This is a genomic window from Streptomyces sp. PKA51 (assembly GCF_057552455.1).
Window position 1 is genome coordinate 49,617 of sequence record NZ_BAAJPZ010000014.1, and the last position, 23,911, is coordinate 73,527.

The window sequence follows — 23,911 nt, forward strand, 5'->3', positions numbered from 1 at the left end:
GGTCCGGGGCGGAGCCCCGGTTTCGGGAAGGGGCGGGGTGGGGAAAAGGCCCGCCGCAGGCGCTAGCGCAGGCCGTCGTCGACGGCCGTCATCAGCGTGCCGGTGTCGCCCGACATCTCCCAGATCATCACGCCGCCCAGCCCCTTCCCCTTCAGCCAGGCCGTCTTCTTGCCGATCGACCACGCGTCGTCGAAGGTCCACCACTGGCCGCCCGCACCGGTGTAGCCGTACGTGGCGACCGCCTTCTCGTCGTGGTAGACGGTCAGGTTGGGTACGGAGGCGAGGAGGTTGTCGTAGCCGCGGGTGCCGGCCTCCTCGGGGAACTGGCCGGGGGCCGCGCCGCCCGCGGTCTGCCAGGCGCCGTGGGCGCCGCCGTCGGCCACCTGCTGCCAGCCGCGGCCGTAGAAGGCGAGGCCGAGGACGACCTGGCGGGGGGCGACGCCCGCGTCGAGGTAGGTGCGGACCGTCGTGTCGACGCTGAACTTCGTCGTGTACGGGTCGTCGGGGTCGGTGTAGAGGTTCCCCTGGTGACCCGTGCGGTGGGGCTCCCAGCTGTTGTCGCTGCCGGAGCCGTGGAAGTCGTAGCCCTGGACGTTGGCGAAGTCCATGGAGTCGAAGACGCTGGGCGTGCCGTCCTTGGTGGTGATGTCCCAGCCGGCGTCGATCTTCGCGGGGTCGGCCGGGGTGAAGGCGGTGAGCAGGTACTTCTTACCGGTGGTGGTGCTCAGCGCGTCCAGCTGGCGGCGGAATTCGGCGAACAGCAGGGTGTTGTTGGCCTTGTCGTCCTTGGAGACGTGGTTGCCCGCGTGTCCCTCGGATCCGGGCCACTCCCAGTCGATGTCGAAGCCGTCGAAGATGCCGGCCGCGGCGCCCTGGCCGCCGCGTCCGTTGGTGACGGGCAGATTGCCCTTGAGGTACATGTCGATGCAGGACTTCACGAACTTCTGCCGCGAGGCGTCGGTCTTGGCGACGTCCGAGAAGTACTTGCTGTAGGTCCAGCCGCCGATGGACATGTTGATCTTCAGCGAGGGGTACTTGGCCTTGAGCTTCTTCAGCTGGTTGAAGTTGCCGGCCAGCGGCTGGTCCCACGTGTCGCCGACGCCGTCGACGGACTCGCCGGCGGCGAAGCCCTTCTCGTAGTCGGCCCAGGAGTCCCCGGCGCCGTCGCCCTGGCTGGGGTCCTGCGGATTGGGGCTGGTGGCCTTGGTGACGCCGTTGAGACAGGTCAGGTTGACGGGGTCGATGTTGGAGAAGGCGTAGTTGAGGTGGGTGAGCCGGCGGGCGGCTCCGGTGGTGTCGAGGGACTTGACGGTGTAGCCGCGCCCGTAGATGCCCCACTGCACGAAGTAGCCCACGCGGGCGTACCCGGTGCCGGGCTGCGGGTCGGTGCCCCCGCCGGTGGTGCGGACGGTCAGCGGTGCACTGGCCGGCCCGGTCTGGTCGGCGGTGTCGCGGGCGACGACGGTGTACGTGTACGCGGTGCCGGCGCTCAGGCCGGAGTCGGTCCAGGAGAGCTTGGCCACGGTCGCGACCTTGGTGGTGCCCCGGTAGACGTCGTAGTTCTTCACGCCCTTGTCGTCCGTGGCGGGCGCCCACCTCAGGCCGACGGTGGTGTCGGTGACGGTGGTGGCCTGGGGGGTGCCGGGCGCGGAGGGCGGGTTGTCGCCGCCGGGGGGCGCACCGTCGCAGGGGCCGCCGTTGAGCTTGCAGCCGGCCGGGGCGGCGTCACCGGCGGCGACGAAGCCGAAGCTCACGCTCGCACCGGGCGCGATGGTGCCGTTGTACTCGCGGTTCCTGGCGGTGTAGTGGCCGCCGGAGTTGCCGACGAGGGCGTCCCAGTAGGAGCCGACCGTGGTGCCGGTGGGGAAGTCCCATTCGACGGTCCAGGAGTCGATGGTCGTGGTGCCGGTGTTCTTGACCGTCCACTGTCCCTGGAAGCCGGTCCCCCAGTCGGATGTCTTGACGAAGGTCGCCGTGGCGCCGGGCGCGGCGTGGGCCGGGCCGGCCAGGGCGACGAGCATGCCGATGGGGAGGAGGAGGGCGGCGAGGGCCGCGAGGAAGGGGCGTGCCGAGGTTCTCGTGCTCAAGGGGTGCTCCCTCAAGTGAGGTTCGGGCAAGTGGGGGGTGTACGAGATGGAGGTGCGGGGTGTGCGTGTGAGCGGAGCGTAAAAAGGTCCGTACCAATGGTCAAGAGGTCTGGACCAGACCCGACTCCCGGGCCAGCACCGCCGCCTGCACCCTGCTGCGCAGCCCCAGCTTCGCCAGCAGCCGGCTCACATGGGTCTTCACCGTGGCCTCCGCCATGCCCAGCCGCCCCGCGATCTCGGCGTTCGACAGCCCCTCCCCCACGCACACCAGCACCTCCCGCTCCCGCCGCGTGAGGGAGGCGAGCAGCTCGGCGTGCGGCCCGTCCTCCGCGGCCCGCGGGGGCGTGGGCCGGGCGAACTCCGCGATCAGACGCCGCGTCACCGCCGGCGAGATCAGCCCCTCGCCGCGCGCCACCGTGCGCACCGCCGCCACCAGGTCGGCGGCCTCGCTGTCCTTGAGCAGGAAGCCGGCCGCGCCCGCCCGCAGCGCGCCGAAGACGTACTCGTCCAGGTCGAAGGTGGTCAGCACGAGGACGTCGGCCAGTTGCTCGCCCGTGATGAGACGGGTCGCCGACACCCCGTCCAGGCGCGGCATCTGCACGTCCATCAGCACCACGTCCGGCCGCAGCTCGCGGGCCAGGCGCACGGCCTCCTCGCCGTCCGCCGCCTCCCCGGCCACCTCGATGCCGGGCGCCGACCTCAGGATGAGGACCAGCCCGGACCGCACCGCCGCCTGGTCCTCGGCCACCAGTACCCGGATCATCCTGCGTCCTCCTCGTCCACGGGCAGTTCGGCCCGTACCTCCCACACGCCGCCGTCCCCCGGGCCGACGGTCAGCCGGCCGCCGAGCAGCTCCACGCGCTCGCGCATGCCGACCACGCCCGCCCCCGCGCCCGGCGCCCGGTGCCTGGGCCCGTCGCCCAGCACGCTGGTCACCCGTACCGTCAGCCCTCCCGAGCCGTCCACGGCCCGCGCCAGCTGCACCCGCACCTCGCCGGGGGCCGCGTGCTTGACGGCGTTGGTCAGCGACTCCTGCACGATGCGGTACGCCGCGAGCTCGACCGGCGCGGGCAGCGCGCCCGGGCCGCGGGCGTCGTCGAGCCGGAAGGCGAAGCGCTCGTCCGCCACGGCCGCCCTGGCCCGCTCCACCAGCGCGTCCAGGCCCGCCAGCGTGGGCGTGGCCGCCGGCTCCTCGGCCCCGGTCGTGTCCCGCAGCAGCCCGATCAGACGCCGCATCTCGGCCAGGCCCTGGACGCTGTTCTCCCGGATGACGCCGAGCGCCTCGCGCGAGGCGGCCGGCTCGTCGATGGAGAGCGCCGCCGAGGAGTGGATGGCGATGGCGGACAGGTGCCCGGCCACCATGTCGTGCAGCTCCCGCGCCATGCGGGCCCGCTCGGCGCCGACCGCCTCACGGCGGTCCATCTCCGCCAGCAGCGCGGTGCGCTCGGCGTTGAGCCGGGCCACGCGGGCGGCGTCGCGGTGGGTGCGCACGGCGACGCCGGTCCAGGCCGGGGCCACCGCGACCACGGCGACGCCCACGCCGACGAGCAGGGCCTCGGGCTTGCGGGCCACCGCGAGGGCGACCACTGTCGCCACGAGGGTCAGGGCCTCGCACGTCCGCGGCACCCGGCGGGCGGCGCCCGGGGGGCCGTACAACACGGCCGCGTAGATCAGGTCGGTGAACATCAGCAGCGTGGCGAGCAGGTTCACGCCGGTCGCCAGGTCCACCGCGAAGACGAGCGTGCCGACCACCAGGGCCGGCTCCGGCATGGTGCGCCGCAGCAGTTCCAGGGCCGCCATGACCACCAGGGCGAGCAGCGCCCACCGGGGCGAGAGCCCCGGCACCCAGCTCCTGTGTCCCCGCAGCCCCAGGAACCACAGCACCAGCCCGCCCACCAGCCCGGCGACGGCGATGAGCACGTCGTCGCGGTGCGGGCGATCGGGCAGCGTGAAGGGGCCGGGCATGGGTCCATCTCAGCACGTCGCAGGGGGTGGAATCGTCCGCTCCCCGGCTGGGCCGAGGCCCGCCCGCTACATCGAAGGATGCAGTGCCGGATCACCGCGTACGACGACGAAATCGGGCCCCGCGGGCCGGACGCTGGTGGGGAGGAAGGGAGAGGAACGTGATAGTCACGCTGGTCGTCGCCTGCGAGATCGGCTTCTGGGTCCTGCTGGCCGCCGGGCTGAGCCTGCGCTACCTGGCCCGCATGCCGCGCACGGGGGTCGCGGTACTGCTGCTGGAGCCGGTGCTGGAGCTGGTGCTGCTGATCGCGACGGCGATCGACCTGAGGAACGGCGCCACGGCCGACTGGAAGCACGGCCTGGCGGCGGTCTACATCGGCTTCTCGGTGGCGCTGGGGCACTCCACGATCAAGTGGGTCGACCAGCGCTTCGCCCACCGCTTCGCGGGCGGCCCGCCGCCGGTCAAGCCGCCGAAGTACGGGACGGCCCGCACGGTGCACGAGTGGCGGACGGCGGGCAAGTGGATTCTGGCGTCGGCGATCGCGATCGCCCTGCTGCAGTGCGCCGCCTGGTACGTGGGTGGCTCCGGCGACATCAGCTCCCTGCGGGAGTGGCAGACGAGGATGCTGTGGGTGGCCGGCATCAACCTGGCCATCGCCGTCAGCTACACGCTCTGGCCCAAGGAGCCGAAGAAGGACGACGCGACCGTCTAGGTCCAGCCCGCAGGCGAGGCACGACCCCGACTGCGGGCGCGTCGTGGCTTGTCGCGCACTTCCCCGCGCCCCTATGGGGCGCCCCCTGACGGGGCACGGCCCTAGGCCACGTTGACGCGCTGGCCGGGGGGCGCCGCCTCCAGCCACGCGAGGAAGCCCGTCAGCGCGTCCTCGCTCATGGCGAGCTCCAGGCGCGTGCCCCGGTGCGCGCACCCCAGCACGATCGCATCCGAAAGGAGCGCCAGCTCCTCCTCGCCCTGGGGAGTGCGGCGCTCCAGTACCTCGATCGAGTCCCGCTCCAGCACGCGGCGCGGGCGGGGCGCATAGGAGAAGACGCGGAACCACTCGATGCGGTCGCCGCTGTAGCGGGCGACCCCGTACACCCAGCCCTTGCCGGCGGGTTCGGGGTCGTCCTCCGGAACGTTCCAGCGCAGGCTGCAGTCGAACGTGCCGCCGGACCGCTGGATGAGCCGCCTGCGCAGCCCGAAGACGAAGAGCCCCAGCAACACCAGCAGTACGACGATGCCGCTCACGAGCAGAGCGAGGACCATCTCCACCGACCTCCTCGCATCATCTAGAGCAACCGCACCTGCGTTATTGCCTCAGCCGCGGACCGCCCTGGAATGTTCCAGGCCGGCCCGCGGCTGAGGGTCGTACTCGAAGCGGATACGGGCTAGCGAACGCCCGTGACCGCCTTCAGCCGGACGTCCGCGCGCCGCTCGGCGGCGGCGTCGGCCTCCGCCTTGGCGCGCTCGAGCGCCCGCTCGGCGCGCTCGACGTCGATCTCGTCGGCGAGCTCCGCGATCTCGGCGAGCAGCGAGAGCTTGTCGTCCGCGAACGAGATGAAACCGCCGTGCACCGCCGCGACGACGGTGGCGCCGTCGGTGGTCTTGATGGTCACCGGGCCGGACTCCAGCACACCGAGCAGCGGCTGGTGGCCGGGCATGACGCCGATGTCACCCGATGTGGTACGCGCGATGACCAGGGTGGCCTCGCCGGACCAGACGCTTCGGTCCGCCGCGACCAGCTCGACGTGCAGCTCAGCAGCCAACGTGGCTCCTCGGGTCTTACACCCGCCGGGTGCGACGGGTGTTGGGTCAAAGAATAGGGGACGTGACGTCCGGGGGCGGGAGTGCCCCGCCCCCGGACGTCAGGGCGCGAGGGCCCTTAGGAGACGCCCAGCTCCTTGGCGTTCTTCTTCAGGTCCTCAAGGCCACCGCACATGAAGAAGGCCTGCTCCGGGAAGTGGTCGAACTCACCGTCGCAGATCGCGTTGAACGCGGCGATGGACTCGTCCAGCGGAACGTCCGAACCGTCGACACCGGTGAACTGCTTCGCCGCGTGGGTGTTCTGCGACAGGAAGCGCTCGACGCGGCGGGCGCGGTGGACGACCAGCTTGTCCTCTTCGCCCAGCTCGTCGATACCGAGGATCGCGATGATGTCCTGGAGGTCCTTGTACTTCTGCAGGATCCCCTTGACGCGGGAGGCGCACTCGTAGTGGTCCTGCGCGATGTAGCGCGGGTCCAGGATGCGGGACGTCGAGTCCAGCGGGTCGACCGCCGGGTAGATGCCCTTCTCCGAGATCGGACGCGACAGAACGGTCGTGGCGTCCAGGTGGGCGAAGGTCGTCGCCGGGGCCGGGTCGGTCAGGTCGTCCGCGGGGACGTAGATCGCCTGCATGGAGGTGATCGAGTGACCACGGGTCGAGGTGATGCGCTCCTGCAGGAGGCCCATCTCGTCCGCGAGGTTCGGCTGGTAACCCACGGCGGAGGGCATGCGGCCCAGCAGCGTGGAGACCTCGGAACCGGCCTGGGTGAAGCGGAAGATGTTGTCGATGAAGAACAGCACGTCCTGCTTCTGCACATCGCGGAAGTACTCCGCCATGGTCAGACCGGCCAGGGCGACGCGCAGACGGGTGCCCGGGGGCTCGTCCATCTGACCGAAGACCAGGGCGGTCTTGTCGAGAACGCCCGACTCCTCCATCTCCTGGATGAGGTCGTTGCCCTCACGGGTGCGCTCGCCGACGCCGGCGAAGACGGAAACACCATCGTGCAGCTTGGCCACACGCATGATCATTTCCTGGATCAGAACGGTCTTGCCGACACCGGCACCACCGAACAGACCGATCTTGCCGCCCTTGACGTACGGGGTCAGCAGGTCGACGACCTTCAGACCCGTCTCGAACATCTCGGTCTTCGACTCGAGCTGGTCGAACGCCGGGGCCTTGCGGTGGATGGACCAGCGCTCGGTGACCTCGGACTCGGCCTCGGGCTCGTTCAGGATGCGGCCCAGGGTGTTGAACACCCGGCCCTTGGTGACGTCACCGACGGGGACGGTGATGCCGTCGCCGGTGTCGGTCACCGCGGCCTGGCGGACCAGACCGTCGGTGGGCTCCATGGAGATGGCGCGGACCAGGCCCTCGCCCAGGTGCTGCGCGACCTCGAGGGTCAGGGTCTTCTTCTTGCCGGCCTCGGCCGGGTCGGAGACCTCGACGGTCAGCGCGTTGTAGATCTCCGGCATCGCGTCGACGGGGAACTCCACGTCGACGACCGGGCCGATGACCCGGGCGACGCGGCCCGTCGCGGCGGCCGTCTCAACAGTGGTGGTCATTGTTTCAGTCACTCCCCGCGGTCGCGTCGGCCAGGGCGCTCGCGCCACCGACGATCTCGCTGATTTCCTGGGTGATGTCGGCCTGTCGGGCCGCATTGGCAAGCCGCGTGAGCGACTTGATGAGCTCTTCGGCGTTGTCGGTCGCCGACTTCATCGCCCGGCGGCGGGCCGCGTGCTCGGAGGCGGCGGCCTGCAGCAGGGCGTTGTAGATCCGGGACTCGACGTACCGCGGCAGCAGCGCGTCGAGCACACCCTCGTCGGACGGCTCGAAGTCGTACAGCGGCAGGATCTTGTCCTTGACCGCCTCGGACTCCTCCGCCGTGGCTTCGAGGCTCAGCGGCAGCAGCCGGTTGTCGACCGGCGTCTGCGTCATCATCGACACGAATTCCGTGAAGACGATGTGCAGCTCGTCCACGCCGCCCTCGGCGGTGTCCTGCCGGACCGCCTCGATGAGGGGACCGGCGACCCGCTTGGCGTCGGCGTAGGTCGGGCTGTCGGTGAAGCCCGTCCACGAACCGGCGACCGGGCGCTCGCGGAAGCCGTAGTACGCGACGCCCTTGCGGCCGACGATGTACGTGACGACGTCCTTGCCCTCCGCCTTGAGCCGCTCGGTGAGCCGCTCGGCGGACTTGATCGCGTTCGAGGAGTAGCCGCCGGCCAGACCGCGGTCGCTCGTGACGAGCAGGACCGCGGCCCGGACCGGGTTGTCGACCTCGGTCGTCAGGGCGTGCTTGGTGTTGGACCCGGTGGCAACCGCGGTCACTGCCCGGGTGAGCTCACTGGCGTACGGAGTGGAGGCCGCCACCTGGCGCTGCGCCTTGACGATGCGCGAGGCGGCGATCATCTCCATCGCCTTGGTGATCTTCTTGGTCGCGGAGACGGACTTGATCCGCCTCTTGTAGACCCGGAGCTGGGCACCCATATGCTCAGCCCTCGCCCAGCAGCTTGCCGTCCGAGGTCTCGAACTGCTGCTTGAACGCCGCGATCGCGTCGCCCACGGCCTGCAGCGTGTCGTCGGACATCTTGCCGCCCTCGCGGATGGAGGTCATCAGACCGCCGTGCTCGCGACGCAGGTAGTCCAGCAGCTCGCGCTCGAAGCGACGGATGTCCTCGACCGGGACGTCGTCCATCTTGCCCGTGGTGCCGGCCCAGATCGAGACGACCTGGTCCTCGGTGGAGTACGGGGCGTACTGGGACTGCTTGAGCAGCTCCACCATGCGCTTGCCGCGCTCCAGGGCGGCCTTCGACGCGGCGTCCAGGTCGGAACCGAAGGCGGCGAACGCCTCCAGCTCGCGGTACTGGGCCAGGTCCACGCGGAGGCGGCCGGAGACCTGCTTCATGGCCTTGTGCTGGGCCGAGCCACCGACACGGGAGACCGAGATACCGACGTTCAGGGCCGGGCGCTGGCCGGCGTTGAACAGGTCGGACTCCAGGAAGCACTGGCCGTCGGTGATGGAGATGACGTTGGTCGGGATGAACGCCGAGACGTCGTTGGCCTTGGTCTCGACGATCGGCAGACCCGTCATCGAACCGGCGCCCATGTCGTCGGAGAGCTTGGCGCAGCGCTCCAGCAGACGCGAGTGCAGGTAGAAGACGTCACCCGGGTAGGCCTCGCGGCCCGGCGGGCGGCGCAGCAGCAGGGAGACGGCGCGGTAGGCGTCGGCCTGCTTCGACAGGTCGTCGAAGACGATCAGGACGTGCTTGCCCTGGTACATCCAGTGCTGGCCGATGGCCGAGCCGGTGTAGGGGGCGAGGTACTTGAAGCCGGCCGGGTCGGACGCGGGAGCGGCGACGATCGTCGTGTACTCCAGGGCGCCGTTCTCCTCCAGCGCGCGGCGCACGCCGGCGATGGTGGAGCCCTTCTGGCCGATGGCGACGTAGATGCAGCGGACCTGCTTCTTCGGGTCGCCGGTGCGCCAGTTGTCGCGCTGGTTGATGATCGTGTCGATCGCGAGCGCGGTCTTGCCGGTCTGACGGTCACCGATGATCAGCTGACGCTGGCCACGGCCGACCGGGGTCATGGCGTCGACGGCCTTGTAGCCGGTCTCCATCGGCTCGTGGACCGACTTGCGGACCATGACGCCGGGGGCCTGCAGTTCGAGGGCGCGGCGGCCCTCGGTCGCGATCTCGCCGAGGCCGTCGATCGGGTTGCCCAGCGGGTCGACGACGCGGCCGAGGTAGCCCTCGCCCACCGCGACGGAGAGCACCTCACCGGTGCGCTGCACCGGCTGGCCCTCCTCGATGCCGCTGAACTCGCCGAGGACGACCGCACCGATCTCGCGCTCCTCGAGGTTGAGGGCGAGACCGAGGGTGCCGTCCTCGAACCGCAGCAGCTCGTTCGCCATGGCCGAGGGAAGGCCCTCGACCTTCGCGATGCCGTCGCCGGCAACGCTGACCGTACCGACCTCCTCGCGCGAGGCCGCGTCCGGCTTGTACGCCTGGACAAAGTTCTCCAGTGCGTCCCGGATCTCCTCCGGCCGGATCGTGAGCTCCGCCATCTGGGTTCCCTGCTCTCCTTGTTGGGCCCGAAGTAATTCTGGGGGTCTGGGGACTGTCCCCCAGAGGACACCGTCGGCCCAACCCGGGCCGTCAGTACATGCTCTTGAGTTGGTGGCTGGTCAGCCGGCCATCCGGCGGCTCGCCTCGGCGAGCCGGTCCGCGATCGTGCCGTTGACGACCTCGTCGCCGATCCGCACCTGGATGCCACCGATGATCTCGGGGTCGACGTCCAGGTTGAGGTGGACGCGTCGCCCGTACAGCGTGGCGAGCGCCTCGCCGAGGCGCTGCTTCTGCTGGTCGCTGAGCGGCACCGCGGAGGTGACCTCCGCGACCATGCGGTTGCGGCGGTCGGCAGCCAGCTTGGAGAGGGCGTTCAGCCCACCGTCCAGGCTACGTCCACGCGGCGCGGTCACCAGCCGGAGCACGAGGCGCTCGGTGACCGGGTTGGCCCGGCCCCCCAGCAGCTCGCGGACCAGCTCGGCCTTGGCGCGGCGGTCCGCGACCTTGTCGGCCAGCGCGGCGCGCAGCTCCGGGTTCGACGCGACGATGCGGCCGAAGCGGAACACCTCGTCCTCGACGTCGTCCAGGTCACCGGCCCGCTCGGCGGCGATCAGGTCGGCGCCGGAGGCCAGCTCCTCGATCGCGTCCACCAGGTCGCGCGAGCGCGACCAGCGGGAACGGACCATGCCGCCGACCAGTTCGACGGACTCGTCGCCCACCTGGCCGCCCAGCAGCCGGCGCGCCAGCTCCGCCTTGGCCTCGCCGGACTGCGCCGGGTCGGTCAGGACCCGGCGCAGCGAGACCTCGCGGTCGAGCAGCGCGGTCACTGCGGCCAGCTCCTCGGCGAGCTTCGCGGCGTCCACGGCCGTGTTGTCCGCCAGCGCGTCGAGGCGCTCCCGTGCGGAGGCCAGGGCCTCCCGGCTCGCAAGGCTCATCGCTTGGCCTCGGCCTTCGTCTCGTCGCTCGCCTTGGCCTCGAGCGCGTCGAGGAAGCGGTCGATGGTCCGGCTCTGGCGCTCGGCGTCCGTCAGGGACTCGCCGACGATCCGGCCGGCCAGGTCGATGGCCAGCTGGCCGACGTCCTGGCGCAGCGTGGCCGCGGCGGCCTTGCGGTCGGCCTCGATCTGGGCGTGACCGGCGGCGATGATCTCCTCACGCTGCCGCTGGCCCTCGAGCCGCATCTCGGCGATCAGCGCGACGCCCTGCTCCTGCGCCTCCTGGCGCAGACGCGCAGCCTCGTGGCGGGCGTCGGCGAGCTGGGCCCGGTAGTCCTCGAGAACCTGCTGAGCCTCGGCCTGCGCGGCCTCGGCCTTCTCCATGCCGCCCTCGATGGCCGCCCGGCGCTCCTCCAGAACCTTGTTGATGTTCGGGAGGAGCTTCTTGCCGAGGAACCCGAAGACGATGAGGAAGGCGATCAGGCCGATGATGAGCTCTGGCATCGGCGGGAGGAGAGGGTTCTCCATCTCCTCGGACGCCAGGTGCGTCAGGGCGTACACATCAGTGCCTTTCGTCGAAAAGGGGTTGTCGCTGGGATCGGTTTACTGGAACACGAAGCCCATGACGATGCCGATCAGGGCGAGCGCCTCACAGAAGGCGAAGCCCATGATCTGGTTGGTGCGGATCAGGCCGGCCGCCTCGGGCTGACGGGCCAGGGCCTGGGTGCCGTTGCCGAAGATGATGCCGACGCCGACGCCCGGGCCGATGGCGGCCAGGCCGTAGCCGATGGCGCTGGCGCTGCCGGTGAAGGCGTCCTTGGAGGCGAGGTTGACCATTTCGAGAGCAGCGGACATGCCGTTACTTCCTTCTCTTTCACGGACCGGTGGGGGTTGGCCACCGGACGTCTGTTGGGGCTGGGACGAGGCGGGGGCTCAGTGGTGCTCGGAGAGCGCGCCCTGGATGTAGCTGGTGGCCAGGAGGACGAAGATGTACGCCTGGACGGCCTGGATGAAGAGCTCGAAGGCGGTCATGGCGATCGTCATCAGGAATGACGCACCCGCATAGGCGATGCCGATGCCGTTCAGCAGGTACCAGCTGGCGATGGTGAACATCACGATCAGCAGGTGGCCGGCGAACATGTTGGCGAAGAGCCGGACCGCGTGGGTGAAGGGCCGGATGATCAGGTTCGACAGGGCCTCGATCGCCACGATCAGCGGCAGGACGGCGCCCAGCTCCTTGTCGTAGCCGGTGATGTTCTTCCAGCCGCCCACGAAGCCGTGCTTCTTGAAGGTCAGGAAGACCCACATGACGTAGACGACCAGGGCCAGACCGGCGGGGTAGGCGATGATCGACGTCACCGGGAACGAAGCCACCGGGATGATCGACCAGACGTTCATCATCCAGACGAAGAAGAACAGCGAGACCATGAACGGCACGTACTTCTCGCCGTGCTTCTTGCCGAGCGCCTCGTAGACGATGCCGCGGCGCACGAAGTCGTAGCCGGCCTCACCGACCATCTGCAGCTTGCCCGGGACCACCTTGGCCCTGCCGAATGCTGCCCAGAAGAACCCCACGATGATGAGCGAGCCCAGGATGGCCAGCAGCATCGGCTTGTTGAACTCGTAACCGCCGATCGTGAAGAGCGGCTCGAAGACGAACGAGTGGAGCCCTGGGGCCGGGAAGCCGCACCCGTTGAAGATGTGGCAATCGGTCTCGAAGGCGAGCAGCGTCTGGTCAGCACTCACCGCGAGCTCCTTCAGCGTGGCGCATAGGTACGGCAACCTCGTTGTGTCGGCGCGGCGTGCAGCCACGGAACGGCACTGGACTGGTCTTACGAATGGGGGTGCGGCAGATCGGCCGGGTGGGGCCGAGATGCATCGCAGGCGTCAGCTGCACGGGCTGCCGGCTCTGCCCCGCGGGACTCGGGGTTTCGGCTGCCTGCGTCCGCTGCACCTCAGATGGCATCGGACGATAGCAGGTGAGCACGCGAGCCTTTATCCCGGGCCTACCGCTCATGACGGAGAACCGGCGGGCGAGGTCTTCTCGGTCTCGCGGGACGTCTCCACATAAAGGATCTTGGCCTTCATGTACGCGCGCGCCTGCGCCCCGATCCACACGAGGGTCGCGGCGAGCAGCGTGAAGGCGAAAACCTTGGTGTCGAAGAGCGTGGTGTCCTTGAACACCATCAGAAAGACGGCCACCAGCAGCATCTGGGTCATGTAGAGCAGCAGCCCCATGGCCTGGAAAAGGTGCGGCAGATTCCTGGCGGTGCGCTGCAGGATGACCAGGCCGGAGGCCATGACCGCGCCGGTGAGGGCGACTCCCACGGTCGCACCGATGCCACCCTTGGCGCCGGCGAGCACGAAGCCGACGACGACGGCCACCACACCGGTGAGGGCGGTCGGAACGGCGCACTGCAGAAGTGTTCGGGCGTCGTTGGACTGCATGAAGGGTTTCTCCGGCGAAGGTCGGAAGCAACGATTCGTCGTGACTGAGCGTATCCCCGGGAATGAGGTGGCACCTCGCAGCGAAGGGCCGCCGCACTACGGTCCTTCGGCTCTACCAAGGGTTTCGTGAACGGTATCACAAACTATTTGATGAGGTCTTTACCTACATCGTGTGCCGCATGTCACACGCAGGGGTCAATGCGCTGGTCACAGGGCTGACGGAGCCGCATTTCGTCTGCTAGAGGACGCCGATCGGTGCCTTCGGCGTATTCGGCGTCCTTCAGTTCTTGCCCCCGCGTGCATGTGCGAAGCGGGAGCGGTCGCCGACCGCGGTGGCCCCGTGCAGCCCCGCGGGCACCGGCTCGCGTTCCTCCCCCTCGCCGCTGCGGGCGGCGGGGGCCGGCGCCGCGGGCACACGGCGGCGGTAGCGCGGCGGGACGAAGCGCTGGGCCCACAGCGGGGCGCGCGGCGTGAAGCGCGGCATCAGCAGCAGCACCAGGCCCACGGCGCTGAGCGCGACGATGACCAGCAGGATCCAGACACTGGCGGAGTTCACCGAGTAGGCCACCGTGCCGAAGCCGATCAGCGCCGACCAGAAGTACATGATCCACACGGCCCGGCTGTGGGAGTGGCCGATCTCCAGCAGCCGGTGGTGCAGGTGGCCGCGGTCCGCGGCGAACGGCGACTGGCCCTTCCATGTGCGCCGCACGATGGCCAGCAGCAGGTCGGCGACCGGCACCGCGATGACGGTCAGCGGCAGCAGCAGCGGGATGTAGACCGGGACCATCGCCTGCACGGCCGCCCGCTCGGAGCCCGCCCACAGCTTGAGGGCGTCGGGGTCGACCTGGCCGGTGATGGAGATGGCTCCCGCGGCCATGACCAGGCCGATGAGCATCGAGCCGGAGTCGCCCATGAAGATGCGCGCGGGGTGCATGTTGTGCGGCAGGAAGCCCAGGCACATGCCCATGAGCACGGCGGCGATCAGCGTGCCGGGGGCGGCGGACTCCAGCCCGTGGCCGTACCACATGCGGTAGGCGTACATGAAGAACGCGGCGGCGGCGATGCACACCATGCCGGCCGCCAGGCCGTCCAGGCCGTCGACGAAGTTCACCGCGTTGATGGTGATCACGACGAGGGCGACCGTGAGCAGCGTGCCCTGCATGGGGGTCAGCGAGACCGTGCCGACGCCGGGCACGGGGATGAACAGGATCGTCAGACCCTGCAGCACCATCACGCCGGCGGCGATCATCTGGCCGCCCAGCTTGACCAGGGCGTCCACGCCCCACTTGTCGTCGAGCACGCCGAGGATCCAGATCAGGCCCGCGCCCGACAACAGGGCTCTGGGCTCGTTGGACAGCTCGAAGACGGACTTGAGGTTGGACAGGTGCGCGGCGACCAGCAGACCCGCGCACAACCCGCCGAACATCGCGATACCGCCGAGCCGCGGCGTCGGTTCCCGGTGCACGTCGCGCGCGCGGATCTCGGGCATGGCGCCCGCCACGATCGCGAACTTCCGCACCGGGCCCGTCAGCAGGTAGGTGACCGCCGCGGTGACGCACAACGTCAGCAGGTATTCACGCACGGGCTGCCCCAGGGATAGCGCTGGACATCACAGCCTCACACCATATTCGCGTCCGCCCCGGAACCGTGAATGCCCACCAAGACGCCCACCGCCCCGACGGGGTTCCAAATGATCACATCTGGGAGCGATACGGGGGGAACCTTCCGGCCAGATCCGCCACCTCGGCGCGGGCGTCGGCCTCCAGCATCTCCCCGCGCAGCACCTTCGCGAGCAGGGTGCCGACGAGTTCCATCTCGCTCTCGCCCATCCCCTGCGTGGTGACGGCCGCGGTGCCCATGCGCAGGCCGCGCGCGCTGCCGCGGGGCAGCCCGCAGACGTCCAGCACCATGGCGGCCGCCGTCAGCCTGCGGCGGGCCGTGGCGGCGTCCAGGGCGAGCGTGGAGACGTCGGCGACCACCAGGTGGGTGTCGGTGCCCCCGGTGACCACGGGGACGCCCTCGGCGGCCAGGGTGGCCGCGAGCCGGCGGGCGTTGGCCACGACCTGGTGGGCGTACGCGCCGAAGGCGGGGGTCGCCGCCTCGGCGAGGGCGACGGCCTTGGCGGCGACCGTGTGCATCTGGGCGCCGCCCTGGGTGAAGGGGAACAGGGCGCGGTCCACGCGCTGGGCGAGCTCGGGGCCGCACAGCAGCAGGCCGCCGCGCGGGCCGCGCAGCACCTTGTGCGTGGTGGCGCAGACCACGTCGGCGTACGGCACGGGGTTCGGCGCCGCTCCCCCGGCGACCAGGCCCATGGGGTGGGCGGCGTCCACGATCAGGTGGGCGCCCACCTCGTCGGCGATGCGGCGGAAGGCCGCGTAGTCGGGGTGGCGCGGGTAGGAGGTCGAGCCGCACACGATCGCCCGCGGCCGGTGGGTGCGGGCCAGGTCGTGCACCCGGTCGTAGTCGAGCAGGCCGGTGGCCTCGTCGACGCCGTAGCCGACGAAGTCGTACCAGCGACCGGAGAAGTTCACCGGGGAGCCGTGGGTGAGGTGCCCGCCCTGCTGCAGGCCCATGGCCAGCACCGTGTCGCCGGGGGTCAGCAGCGCGGCGTAGGCGGCGAGGACGGCGGCGGTGCCGGAGTGCGGCTGGACGTTGGCGTGCGCGGCGCCGAACAGGTGCCGGGCGCGCTCGACGGCCAGGCCCTCGGCGAGGTCGACGAGCTCGCAGCCGCCGTGGTGGCGGGCGCCGGGGTAGCCCTCGGCGTACTTGTTGGTGAGCGGCGAGCCGAGGGCGGCCAGGACGGCGGGCGAGGTGAAGTTCTCGGCGGCGATGAGCTGCAGCCCGGTGGCCTGGCGCTCGGCCTCGGCCAGGAGCAGTCCGGCGATCTCGGGGTCCTGCCGGGTCAGGGCGGTGAAGCCGCCGTCCCAGGAGGGGCGCGGCAGGTCCTGTGCGGCGGCCAGGGGCCCGGTGCTGCCGACGGGTGCGGGGGTGGTGGGCACGGGCATCGCTGGCTCCCGGCTGTGCGGTGCGATGGGCGGGCGGTCCCGGAAGGGCCTGTCCTCCCAATGTAGGCCCGCAAAGTGCCATATGCCCGGAAGGTCGCGGCTAGGGCCGGCCGGAGACCCCCGTGAGCGCGGTGACGACCGGGTCCAGCGCCTGGTTGATCTCGTCGCCGATGGAGCGGAAGAAGGTGATCGGGGCGCCGTAGGGGTCGTGCACCTCGTCCGCCTCCGCGCTCGGCGCCAGCAGCCAGCCGCGCAGCGCGGCGGCGGCCTGCACCAGGGCGCGGGCGCGCTCGACCACCCCGCCGGCCTGCCGCGGGTCGGGCAGGGTCGCGGGGTCTATGGCCCGCACCAGCCGGGTGAACTCCTTGAGCGTGAAGGTGCGCAGCCCCGCCGAGTGGCCCATGGAGATGACCTGGGCGCGGTGGTCTCGGGTGGCGGTCAGGACCAGGTCGGCGCGGATGACGTGCTCGTCCAGCAGCTCCCGGCCGGTGAAGCCGTGCGGGTCGGCGCCGAAGTCGGCGAGGACCGTCGCGGCGTGCGCCTCCATGGGGGCGCCTTCGTGGCCCCAGGTGCCGGCGCTCTCCACCACCAGGCCCCCGGCGAACGGGTCGCCGAGGCGGTGCGTGAGGGCGTGCCGGGTCAGCCGCTCGGTGATCGGCGAGCGGCACACGTTGCCGGTGCTGACGTGGAGGATGCGGAAGATGTCGGCGGATGTCTCCGGCTCCGCTATGCCACGCCCCTGCGGGGCGATCAATTGGCCACCTCGAGGTCGGGTACCACCTCGCGCAGCTGCTCGGCGCTGACGGCGCCGGCGCGCAGCAGGACGGGCACCTTGCCGGTGACGTCCACGATGGAGGACGGCACGTCGGCGGGGGTGGCGCCGCCGTCGAGGTAGACGGAGACGGAGTCGCCGAGCATCTCCTGCGCGGCGTCGCAGGTCTGCGGGGCGGGGTGGCCGGTGAGGTTGGCGCTGGAGACGGCCATGGGCCCGAACTCGGTCAGCAGCTCGATGGCGACGGGGTGCAGCGGCATGCGCACGGCCACCGTGCCGCGGGTCTCGCCCAGGTCCCAGGTCAGCGACGGCTGGTGCTTGGCGACGAGGGTGAGCGCACCGGGCCAGAAGGCGTCGACGAGCTCCCAGGCCTGCTCGGAGAAGTCGGTGACGAGCCCGTGCAGGGTGTTGGGCGAGCCGACGAGGACGGGCGAGGGCATGCCCCGGCCCCGGCCCTTGGCCTGCAGGAGGTCGCCGACGGCCTCGCGGCTGAAGGCGTCCGCACCGATGCCGTAGACGGTGTCGGTGGGCAGCACGACCAGCTCGCCGCGGCGGACCGCGGCGGCCGCCTCGCGCAGACCGGTCCTGCGGTCGGTCGCGTCGCTGCAGTCGTATCGCCGTGCCATGTCACTGGCCTCCTCGTACGGAAGGGACGGAAGGGTGGGGGTGGGGTCGCCCGGGTGCGCCGGAGGGCGTCACGGCGTCGCCTTGCGGGCCGTGGCGAAGCGCGGGCGATTGTTGAGGTCGGGGTGGTCGGCGGCGTCGGCCCAGCCCCGCTCCTCGGCGAAGATCCACGGCACCTGACCGCCCTGGGTGTCGGCGTGTTCGACGACGACGATGCCGCCGGGACGCAGCAGCCGGTGCGCGGTGCGCTCCAGGCCGCGGATGGTGTCCAGGCCGTCCTCGCCGGAGAACAGGGCGAGCTCCGGGTCGTGGTCGCGGGCCTCGGGGGCGACGTACTCCCACTCGGTGAGCGGGATGTACGGCGGGTTGGAGATCACCAGGTCGACCTGGCCGTCCAGCTCGGGCAGGGCGGTCAGCGCGTTGCCGTGGTGCAGGTGCACCCGGGAGCCCTCGGTGTTGCGGCGGGCCCAGCCGAGCGCGGTCTCGTCCAGCTCGACGGCGTGCACCCGGGAGCGGGGCACCTCCTGGGCGAGGGCGAGCGCGATGGCGCCCGACCCGGTGCACAGGTCGACGATCAGGGGCTCGACCACGTCCATGGCGCGCACGGCGTCTATGGCCCAGCCGACGACCGACTCGGTCTCCGGCCGGGGCACGAAGACGCCGGGGCCGACCTGCAGCTCCAGGTACCGGAAGAAGGCGCGCCCGGTGATGTGCTGCAGCGGCTCGCGGGCCTCGCGGCGCGCGACGGCCTCCCAGTAGCGGGCGTCGAAGTCGGCGTCGGCGACGTTGTGCAGCTCACCCCGTTTGACGCCGTGCACGAAGGCGGCGAGCTCCTCCGCGTCGAAGCGCGGGGAGGGCACGCCGGCGTCGGCCAGCCGCTGGGTGGCCTGCGCCACCTCGGCGAGCAGCAGGTTCACTGGGCCTTCCTCCTGATCCGGGTCGCTTCTCGTACGGCTACTGGGCCGAGGCGAGCTTGGCCGCCGCGTCGGCGTCGACGCACGCCTGGATGACCGCGTCCAGCTCACCGTCGAGCACCTGGTCCAAGTTGTACGCCTTGAACCCGACACGGTGGTCGGAAATGCGGTTCTCCGGGAAGTTGTAGGTCCGGATCTTCTCCGAGCGGTCGACGGTGCGGACCTGGCTGCGCCGGGCGTCCGCGGCCTCCGCCTCGGCCTTCTCCTGGGCCGCGGCCAGCAGGCGGGAGCGCAGGATGCGCATGGCCTGCTCCTTGTTCTGCAGCTGGCTCTTCTCGTTCTGGCAGGAGGCGACCACACCGGTGGGCAGGTGGGTGATGCGCACCGCGGAGTCGGTGGTGTTGACCGACTGGCCGCCGGGGCCGGAGGAGCGGTAGACGTCGATCCGCAGGTCGTTCATGTTGATCTCGACGTCGACCTCCTCGGCCTCGGGCGTGACGAGGACGCCGGCGGCGGAGGTGTGGATGCGGCCCTGCGACTCGGTGGCGGGCACGCGCTGGACGCGGTGCACACCGCCCTCGTACTTCAGCCGGGCCCACACGCCCTGGCCGGGCTCGGTGGCGCCGTTGCCGCCCTTGGTCTTCACCGCGACCTGGACGTCCTTGTAGCCGCCCAGCTCGGACTCGGTGGCGTCGATGATCTCGGTCTTCCAGCCGACGCGCTCGGCGTAGCGCAGGTACATGCGCAGCAGGTCGCCGGCGAAGAGCGCGGACTCGTCGCCACCGGCGCCGGCCTTGATCTCCAGGATGACGTCCTTGTCGTCGCTGGGGTCGCGGGGGACCAGCAGCAGGCGCATCTTCTCGGTGAGCTCCTCGCGCCGCTTCTCCAGCTCCTTCACCTCGGCCGCGAAGTCCGGGTCCTCGGCGGCGAGCTCGCGCGCGGTGTCGATGTCGTCCCCGACCTGCTTCCAGGAGCGGTAGGTGGCGACGATCGGGGTCAGCTCGGCGTAGCGCTTGTTGAGCTTGCGGGCATTGGCCTGGTCCGCGTGCACGGCGGGGTCGGCGAGCCGCTTCTCGAGGTCGGCGTGCTCGCCGATGAGGTCCTCGACAGCCTCGAACATCAGGTTTCCTTCAAGCGGAGGTAAGGGGCCCGCGGGCGTGCGGGAGGGGGGCCTGCCGGACGACGACAAAGCGCCGGTCCACCCCACCCACGGAGGGGCGGGACGAGGACCGGCGCCAGCGGGCCGCTACTTCTTGGCGGACCCGGCGTTCTTGCCGAAGCGGGCCTCGAACCGCGCCACACGGCCACCGGTGTCGAGGATCTTCTGCTTGCCCGTGTAGAACGGGTGGCACTCGGAGCAGACCTCGGCACGGATGGTGCCGGCCTCGATCGTGCTACGGGTGGTGAAGGAGGCGCCACAGGTGCAGCTGACCTGGGTCTCCACGTACTCCGGGTGGATGTCGCGCTTCAAGGGTTCTCCTAGGTTCGGGAGGGCACCGGGTCGCAGGGCGGGATTGCCGTGCGTGAACCGGGGCCGACGTACCAGTCTGCCAGTACTGGCCGTATCCCCCAAAACGGGGGTCGGCGGCCCGGTATTCCCGGGCCCCCGCCGGGCTACTTCACCACGCCGTCGGCCTGCGTCTTTGCCCCGTCGCCGACCTTCAGCACGCTGTCGGGGACCGGCTGGTCGGCCCGCAGCGCCTGCCACAGCTGGGCGGTGGGCTCCTCCAGCGGCACGACGCGGTCCTGGTCGCGGGGGTCGGGGCCGACCGGCAGCGTCACCATGCGCATCTGGTCGGGACCGATGCCCTTCAGACCGTTGGCGAAGCCGTAGAGCTTGTCCACCGAGGCGAGGTCCTTGTCGGTGGTCAGCGCCTTGGTGGCGGTGTCGGCGATCCCGTAGAGCTTGGTGGGGTTGGTGAACAGGCCCACGTGCTTGACCTGGTTGATCAGCGCCTTGATGAAGGCCTGCTGCAGCTTGATGCGGCCCAGGTCGCTGCCGTCGCCCACGCCGTGCCGGGTGCGCACCAGGCCCAGGGCCTGCTCGCCGGTGAGGGTGTGGGTGCCCGCGTCCAGCTTCAGGTGGCTCCACCGGTCGTTGATGGGCTTGGTCGTGGTGACCTCGACGCCGCCCAGCTTGTCGATCAGGTTCTGGAAGCCGGCGAAGTCGACCTCCAGGTAGTGGTCCATGCGGATGTTGGTCATGGCCTCGACGGTCTTGACCGCGCAGACCGCGCCGCCGATGGAGTACGCCTCGTTGAACTGCTCCCGCTTGACCGCGGGGACCGTCTTGCCGCTCTGGGTGGTGCACTCGGGGCGGGAGACGATCGTGTCGCGCGGGATGGAGACCACGCTGGCCTGCTTGTGACCCGCGTAGACGTGGACGATCATCGCGGTGTCGGAGCGGGAGCTGCCCTCGTCGCGGCCGTACTTGCCGTTGGCGCCGGCGCGGGAGTCGGAGCCGAGGACGAGGATGTCCATCGAGCCGTTGTCGACGTTGTCCGGCCGGTTCTTGCCCAGGGCGGCGTTGATGTCGACGCTGCTGAGGTTGCCGTTGAGCTTCATGTACAGCAGCCCCGCGCCCGTACCGCCCAGCAGGAGCAGCGCGCCGGCGCTCCAGAGGGCTATTCGCCTGCCCTTGCGGCGCACCGGAGGCTTACGACGACGGCCGCGCTTCCCGCCGGCGCGCCGGCGATGCGATCCGGCCCGCCTACCCGTGGTCTCGTCGGCCATGCGCTCTCAGTCCTCCGCTGGTCTTCGGCTGCCCCCTGCTGGTTGACGGGGAAGTATGCGCCAGGGTTGCACAGCGGTGTCTGAGGAGAAGCTAAGAAAAGATCGGCCCGGCCAGCGCCCGTTTTGCCTGTTCTACGGCTCCTACCTGCGGTTTAGGCCATGTGGCCGAGGTGTTTCGGGGTGCGGTGACGCTTTCGCGCCTGTGGCGGATGTCTCAAAATGTCACAGGAAGATCACGACGCCGCGCAGATGCACCGCCGTCGGCCCCCGGAACGACGGAACCTCCCCGTCAGCACTGACGAGGAGGTTCCGGTTACTGCCGCGCGAGGCGTCAGTCGTTGCCGTTGCCCGGGTTGGGCGTGTTCTTGGCGATCTGCATCAGGAACTCGGCGTTGGACTTCGTCTGCTTCATCTTGTCGAGAAGCAGCTCGATGGCCTGCTGCGAGTCCAGGGCGTGCAGCACCCGGCGGAGCTTCCAGACGATGGCCAGCTCCTCGCCGCCGAGGAGGATCTCCTCCTTGCGGGTGCCGGAGGGGTCCACGTCCACGGCCGGGAAGATGCGCTTGTCGGCGAGCTTCCGGTCGAGCTTGAGCTCCATGTTGCCGGTGCCCTTGAACTCCTCGAAGATCACCTCGTCCATGCGCGAGCCGGTCTCGACCAGCGCGGTGGCCAGGATGGTCAGCGAGCCGCCGTCCTCGATGTTGCGCGCCGCACCGAAGAACTTCTTCGGCGGGTAGAGGGCGGTGGAGTCGACACCACCGGACAGGATGCGGCCCGAGGCCGGGGCGGCCAGGTTGTAGGCGCGGCCCAGACGGGTGATCGAGTCCAGCAGGACGACCACGTCGTGACCCAGCTCCACCAGGCGCTTGGCGCGCTCGATGGCCAGCTCGGCGACCGTGGTGTGGTCCTCGGCCGGGCGGTCGAAGGTCGAGGAGATGACCTCGCCCTTGACCGACCGCTGCATGTCGGTGACCTCTTCCGGACGCTCGTCGACCAGGACGACCATCAGGTGGCACTCGGGGTTGTTGGTGGTGATCGCGTTGGCGATCGCCTGCATGATCATGGTCTTGCCGGTCTTCGGCGGGGCCACGATCAGACCGCGCTGGCCCTTGCCGATGGGCGCGACCAGGTCGATGATGCGCGTCGTCAGCACGCCCGGGTCCGTCTCCAGACGCAGGCGCTCCTGCGGGTAGAGCGGGGTGAGCTTGCCGAACTCCGGACGGCCGCGGCCGGTCTCCGGCGCCATGCCGTTGACCGAGTCCAGGCGGACCAGCGCGTTGAACTTCTCGCGCCGCTCGCCGTCCTTGGGCTGACGCACCGCACCGGTGACGTGGTCGCCCTTGCGCAGGCCGTTCTTGCGGACCTGGGCGAGGGAGACGTAGACGTCGTTCGGACCCGGCAGGTAGCCGGAGGTACGGATGAAGGCGTAGTTGTCGAGGATGTCGAGGATGCCCGCGACGGGGATCAGGACGTCGTCCTCGGCCAGCTGCGGCTCGCCCGCGAAGTCGTCACGGCCACGACGGCCACGACGGTCGCGGTAGCGGCCGCGACGGCCGCGACGGCCGCCCTCGAAGTCGTCCTCGTCCTGCGCGGGGCCGCCCTGGCGGCCGCCGTCGCGCTGCTGCTGGCGGGCGCCGCCGCCCTGCTGCTGACCGGCGTCGCCGTCACGGCCGCGGCGGTCGCGCTGACGCTCCCGGCGGTCGCCCTTCTGACCGCGCTCGCCGCGGTCCTGGCGCTCGCCCTTGGCGCCCTTGCCCTCGGCCGTCTCGACGGCGGCCTCGGCCTTGGCCTCGGCACGCTCCTCGGTGCGCACCTCCGTACGGGCCTCGGTGCGGGGGGCCTCCGCGGCGGCGGTGGCGCCGTCGGGGCTGCCGGCGGGCGCGGTGGCGCGCCGGCGGCGGCGCTCGCCGGCCGGGGCCTCGTCCCCGGCGGGCTGGCCCGGGATCTCGATCTGCTGCTGGGCAGCCTTCTCGGCGGGCTTGTCGGCCGCGGCCTCGCCCGTACGGGCCCGGGAGGTCGTACGGCGCTTGGGCTTGGTCTCGGCGGCCGCGTCGGCGGCCTCCGACTTGGCGGGCGCGGCGGAGGCGCCGGCCTGCTTCTCCTTGATGACCTCGATCAGCTGGCCTTTGCGCATCCGCGCGGTGCCCCTGATGCCGAGGCTGGAGGCGAGCTGCTGGAGCTCGGCCAGAACCATGGCGTCGAGGCCCGTGCCCGAGCGGCGCCGCTTGGGGGCGGTGGCAGCACCGGTGGCAGGCGCGGCGGGAGCGTCCGTGGCGGGCGCGGAGGCATTGCCGACAGCACTGTCAGAAGTGCCTGCGGCGTTCACGCCCATCAGATCGGTGGTGTCGCTCACGAAGGGGTCCTTCCCTGGAGCGGGCGTCGGCCTGTCTTGGCTCGGCGACCGGTTGTGCTGTCCGGCTGCGGTCCTGATGTGCGGACCGGCCGGGGCGGTGGTCCGCCGGTGTTACGGCGGAAGAATCAATTCATTGGTGCCGGCGTGAAGAATGAGGGAAGGGCACGACATAACGCTTCACTCATGTCGCCCACGCCGATTCCGGAGCGTGCTCGAAACTGCTCAGGCAGGCTGCTCAGGCAGTTGGGGAGGCTCCC

23 protein-coding genes are annotated in these 23,911 nt (G+C 70.7%); 1 reads left to right on the forward strand and 22 read right to left on the reverse strand.

Annotation, left to right across the window (positions count from 1 at the left end; translation table 11 throughout):
* Positions 1-62: 62 nt before the first annotated feature.
* The 3 genes from AC27L3_RS20775 to AC27L3_RS20785 all read right to left on the reverse strand — a co-directional run bounded on the left by AC27L3_RS20775 (position 63) and on the right by AC27L3_RS20785 (position 4,052).
* Positions 63-2,021, reverse strand: a complete 1,959-nt coding sequence (locus tag AC27L3_RS20775; protein WP_487235658.1) for a glycosyl hydrolase family 18 protein — start codon at positions 2,019-2,021, stop codon at positions 63-65.
* A 166-nt stretch (positions 2,022-2,187) separates the two neighbouring features.
* On the reverse strand, positions 2,188-2,850 hold the full coding sequence (locus tag AC27L3_RS20780) for a response regulator (protein WP_487235559.1): 663 nt from the start codon (positions 2,848-2,850) through the stop codon (positions 2,188-2,190).
* Complete coding sequence (locus AC27L3_RS20785; RefSeq protein WP_487235560.1) at positions 2,847-4,052, reverse strand: sensor histidine kinase; 1,206 nt, start codon at positions 4,050-4,052, stop codon at positions 2,847-2,849. The genes AC27L3_RS20780 and AC27L3_RS20785 overlap by 4 nt, the downstream gene beginning before the upstream one ends.
* A gap of 158 nt (positions 4,053-4,210) precedes the next feature.
* Between AC27L3_RS20785 and AC27L3_RS20790 the strand changes: the two genes are divergently transcribed.
* Complete coding sequence (locus AC27L3_RS20790; RefSeq protein WP_487235561.1) at positions 4,211-4,762, forward strand: hypothetical protein; 552 nt, start codon at positions 4,211-4,213, stop codon at positions 4,760-4,762.
* A gap of 101 nt (positions 4,763-4,863) precedes the next feature.
* On the opposite strand, the gene AC27L3_RS20795 is transcribed toward AC27L3_RS20790, so the two are convergent.
* The 19 genes from AC27L3_RS20795 to rho form a co-directional block, all read right to left on the reverse strand.
* Positions 4,864-5,313, reverse strand: coding sequence for a DUF2550 domain-containing protein (locus AC27L3_RS20795; RefSeq protein ID WP_344437337.1), 450 nt, complete (start codon positions 5,311-5,313; stop codon positions 4,864-4,866).
* 122 nt (positions 5,314-5,435) lie between these two features.
* Positions 5,436-5,813, reverse strand: coding sequence for a F0F1 ATP synthase subunit epsilon (locus AC27L3_RS20800; protein ID WP_487235562.1), 378 nt, complete (start codon positions 5,811-5,813; stop codon positions 5,436-5,438).
* Positions 5,814-5,929: 116 nt separating this feature from the next.
* Positions 5,930-7,372 (reverse strand): F0F1 ATP synthase subunit beta, encoded by a 1,443-nt coding sequence (gene atpD / locus AC27L3_RS20805; protein ID WP_365965212.1) that lies wholly within the window; start codon positions 7,370-7,372, stop codon positions 5,930-5,932.
* 4 nt (positions 7,373-7,376) lie between these two features.
* Positions 7,377-8,294, reverse strand: coding sequence for a F0F1 ATP synthase subunit gamma (locus AC27L3_RS20810; RefSeq protein WP_487235563.1), 918 nt, complete (start codon positions 8,292-8,294; stop codon positions 7,377-7,379).
* A gap of 4 nt (positions 8,295-8,298) precedes the next feature.
* Positions 8,299-9,870, reverse strand: a complete 1,572-nt coding sequence (gene atpA, locus AC27L3_RS20815; protein ID WP_365965214.1) for a F0F1 ATP synthase subunit alpha — start codon at positions 9,868-9,870, stop codon at positions 8,299-8,301.
* Positions 9,871-9,990: 120 nt separating this feature from the next.
* Positions 9,991-10,806, reverse strand: coding sequence for a F0F1 ATP synthase subunit delta (locus AC27L3_RS20820; protein WP_487235564.1), 816 nt, complete (start codon positions 10,804-10,806; stop codon positions 9,991-9,993).
* The gene (locus AC27L3_RS20825; protein WP_487235565.1) at positions 10,803-11,366 is read right to left on the reverse strand and encodes a F0F1 ATP synthase subunit B; all 564 of its coding nucleotides are present in this window, start codon (positions 11,364-11,366) and stop codon (positions 10,803-10,805) included. The genes AC27L3_RS20820 and AC27L3_RS20825 overlap by 4 nt, the downstream gene beginning before the upstream one ends.
* A gap of 42 nt (positions 11,367-11,408) precedes the next feature.
* Positions 11,409-11,660 (reverse strand): ATP synthase F0 subunit C, encoded by a 252-nt coding sequence (gene atpE / locus AC27L3_RS20830; RefSeq protein WP_365965217.1) that lies wholly within the window; start codon positions 11,658-11,660, stop codon positions 11,409-11,411.
* 78 nt (positions 11,661-11,738) lie between these two features.
* On the reverse strand, positions 11,739-12,551 hold the full coding sequence (gene atpB, locus AC27L3_RS20835; RefSeq protein ID WP_487235566.1) for a F0F1 ATP synthase subunit A: 813 nt from the start codon (positions 12,549-12,551) through the stop codon (positions 11,739-11,741).
* A gap of 267 nt (positions 12,552-12,818) precedes the next feature.
* Positions 12,819-13,253 (reverse strand): Cg1360 family ATP-synthase-associated protein, encoded by a 435-nt coding sequence (locus tag AC27L3_RS20840; RefSeq protein ID WP_487235567.1) that lies wholly within the window; start codon positions 13,251-13,253, stop codon positions 12,819-12,821.
* Positions 13,254-13,533: 280 nt separating this feature from the next.
* On the reverse strand, positions 13,534-14,835 hold the full coding sequence (locus AC27L3_RS20845; protein ID WP_487235568.1) for an MraY family glycosyltransferase: 1,302 nt from the start codon (positions 14,833-14,835) through the stop codon (positions 13,534-13,536).
* A 112-nt stretch (positions 14,836-14,947) separates the two neighbouring features.
* Positions 14,948-16,258 carry a serine hydroxymethyltransferase gene (locus tag AC27L3_RS20850; protein WP_487235569.1) on the reverse strand — a complete coding sequence of 437 codons (1,311 nt, stop codon included), beginning with the start codon at positions 16,256-16,258 and terminating at the stop codon, positions 14,948-14,950.
* A gap of 100 nt (positions 16,259-16,358) precedes the next feature.
* Positions 16,359-17,012, reverse strand: a complete 654-nt coding sequence (locus AC27L3_RS20855) for an arsenate reductase/protein-tyrosine-phosphatase family protein (RefSeq protein WP_487235570.1) — start codon at positions 17,010-17,012, stop codon at positions 16,359-16,361.
* Entirely contained in the window at positions 17,009-17,656 is a 648-nt protein-coding gene (locus AC27L3_RS20860; protein ID WP_344437322.1) for an L-threonylcarbamoyladenylate synthase, read from the reverse strand. The genes AC27L3_RS20855 and AC27L3_RS20860 overlap by 4 nt, the downstream gene beginning before the upstream one ends.
* A 69-nt stretch (positions 17,657-17,725) precedes the next feature.
* Complete coding sequence (gene prmC / locus AC27L3_RS20865) at positions 17,726-18,571, reverse strand: peptide chain release factor N(5)-glutamine methyltransferase (protein WP_365965223.1); 846 nt, start codon at positions 18,569-18,571, stop codon at positions 17,726-17,728.
* Between the two features lie 37 nt (positions 18,572-18,608).
* Positions 18,609-19,688: a peptide chain release factor 1 gene (gene prfA, locus AC27L3_RS20870; protein ID WP_365965224.1), complete on the reverse strand. Its 1,080-nt coding sequence runs from the start codon at positions 19,686-19,688 to the stop codon at positions 18,609-18,611.
* 126 nt (positions 19,689-19,814) lie between these two features.
* The gene (rpmE, locus tag AC27L3_RS20875; RefSeq protein WP_487235571.1) at positions 19,815-20,039 is read right to left on the reverse strand and encodes a 50S ribosomal protein L31; all 225 of its coding nucleotides are present in this window, start codon (positions 20,037-20,039) and stop codon (positions 19,815-19,817) included.
* 143 nt (positions 20,040-20,182) lie between these two features.
* Positions 20,183-21,301: an LCP family protein gene (locus tag AC27L3_RS20880; protein ID WP_487235572.1), complete on the reverse strand. Its 1,119-nt coding sequence runs from the start codon at positions 21,299-21,301 to the stop codon at positions 20,183-20,185.
* Between the two features lie 331 nt (positions 21,302-21,632).
* Positions 21,633-23,654 (reverse strand): transcription termination factor Rho, encoded by a 2,022-nt coding sequence (gene rho / locus AC27L3_RS20885; protein ID WP_487235573.1) that lies wholly within the window; start codon positions 23,652-23,654, stop codon positions 21,633-21,635.
* Positions 23,655-23,911: the final 257 nt, after the last annotated feature.